Source organism: Flexivirga sp. (assembly GCF_035551235.1).
GTDB lineage: Bacteria > Actinomycetota > Actinomycetes > Actinomycetales > Dermatophilaceae > Flexivirga.
Map to the genome: position 1 here is coordinate 1 of NZ_DASZNO010000009.1, position 1,506 is coordinate 1,506.

General features: G+C 67.6%; 3 protein-coding genes and 1 pseudogene. All 4 read left to right on the forward strand.

Annotated elements, in window-relative coordinates:
- Positions 1-187 (forward strand): annotated as a pseudogene (locus VG502_RS01790) (hypothetical protein); the annotation flags it as partial.
- Between the two features lie 18 nt (positions 188-205).
- Positions 206-769 (forward strand): hypothetical protein, encoded by a 564-nt coding sequence (locus tag VG502_RS01795; protein ID WP_325548127.1) that lies wholly within the window; start codon positions 206-208, stop codon positions 767-769.
- Positions 769-1,077 carry a hypothetical protein gene (locus tag VG502_RS01800; protein ID WP_325548129.1) on the forward strand — a complete coding sequence of 103 codons (309 nt, stop codon included), beginning with the start codon at positions 769-771 and terminating at the stop codon, positions 1,075-1,077. Before VG502_RS01795 ends, VG502_RS01800 begins: the two co-directional genes overlap by 1 nt.
- Positions 1,078-1,220: 143 nt before the next feature.
- Positions 1,221-1,506: hypothetical protein (locus tag VG502_RS01805; RefSeq protein WP_325548130.1), on the forward strand; the 286-nt coding region annotated here is incomplete at its 3' end.

A 1,506-nucleotide genomic window follows, 5' to 3' on the forward strand; every position in this document is an offset into this window, starting at 1 on the left:
CAGCTACTCGGGCGGGATGCCGATGTGGCACAAGCGAGTCTTCCCGGACCCGGAGTGGCAGGAGGCGATCGTCGCTGTCGCTGAGCGGTTCGAGGTCGCTGCTGCGGAGATGACTGCCGACTACCTGGCGAAGACCGTTGGTTTGCCCGCGACGGAGCGGACGATCGAGATGGAGATGACGATCTAGATGGAGATGACGATCTAGATGGACCTCACCGACAGCATCGCGCCGACGAGCGATCAGCTCGACGCGGTAGACCTCCTCGGCGGGCCGCGGACCTTCACCGTCGAGAAGGTCTCGAAGGGAAACGCCGAGCAGCCCGTCAACATCAAGCTCACAGAGTTCCCGCGAGTGTGGCGGCCGGGGAAGAGCATGCGTCGTGTCCTGGTCGCCTGCTGGGGGCCGGATGCGTCCGCGTACGTCGGTCGCCGCGTCACCCTGTACTGCGATCCCGAAGTCCGGTTCGGCGGTCAGGCGGTGGGCGGGACCCGCATCAGCCACCTCAGCCACCTGGACAAGAAGAAACAGGTTCCGTTGCTGGTGACGCGCGGCAAGTCCGCGATCTTCGTTGTGCAGCCGTTGGTTGAGACGACCGAGGACCGGGTGGCCGAGTTCAAGCGCGAGTGGAAGACCGCCACTCCCGAGCGGCGCAAGGTCATCGAGGCCGAGGTCGCGACGCTGACGAACTCGGGCTCGGCGCAGGACGTCGATCCGACGGACCCGACTTTGCCGGACGACCCGGACCTGACCGCGGGCGGTGAGGCGTGATGTCGTCGGAGGAGAGCGAGTTGCGGCTCGCCGAGGAGCAGTCGCACTACGAGAAGGCGCAGGACTGGCTGGAGCGCGCGGAGGAGGCGTACGAGCGGTTCGATGCCGACCGAGAGCCGCGTGACGTTTCGTTGCTTCGCAAGGCCGAGGTCGCGATCGGACTGAGCCAAGCGCACGCCGCGCTGGCACGGATTGAAGGCCCTCAGCATCTGCGGGTCGGCCCGACCGAGATCCATCGTTCCTGGACTGCCGCCCCGAAGAGCCCAGTGCCGTCTGCTGCGGAAGCGCACACCGGCGTTCGGCACTGACCGTGGCCGGGCGGGGCGGGCTCACCCCCTTCCCGCCGAGAAGCCCCGCCCGGCCACCACCCACGACACGCGTCACCGCCGATTCGGTGTCCGCAAACGATGACAGCCACCCTCCCACCACCATCCCAGGAAGGACAGTGCGAATGACTGCCGAACCGGTCGCGCTGCGGGTGACGCGGTGGAAGTGCCCGTTCTGCACGCGAGCGCGCGCCAGCAAGGCCGCCACCGTGGAGCACATCGGGCGCTGCTGGAGCAACCCGGAAGTGCGCTCGTGCAAGACGTGCCGCCACTACGAGGTGACCGGCGGGTTCTGTGACGGTGACCCGATGTGCAACTGCCCGCCCGCCGAAGAGATCTGCCACGCGGGCATCCGGCTGACGGGCGACGTCGAGGTCGGTTGTCCGGCCTGGCAACCCGAAGAACCAACCA

Excerpts from the sequence above, each read along its gene's own strand:
- VG502_RS01795 (WP_325548127.1), top strand. The coding sequence starts at position 206 with ATGGACCTCACCGACAGCATCGCGCCGACGAGCGATCAGCTCGACGCG.
- VG502_RS01800 (WP_325548129.1), top strand. The coding sequence starts at position 769 with ATGTCGTCGGAGGAGAGCGAGTTGCGGCTCGCCGAGGAGCAGTCGCAC.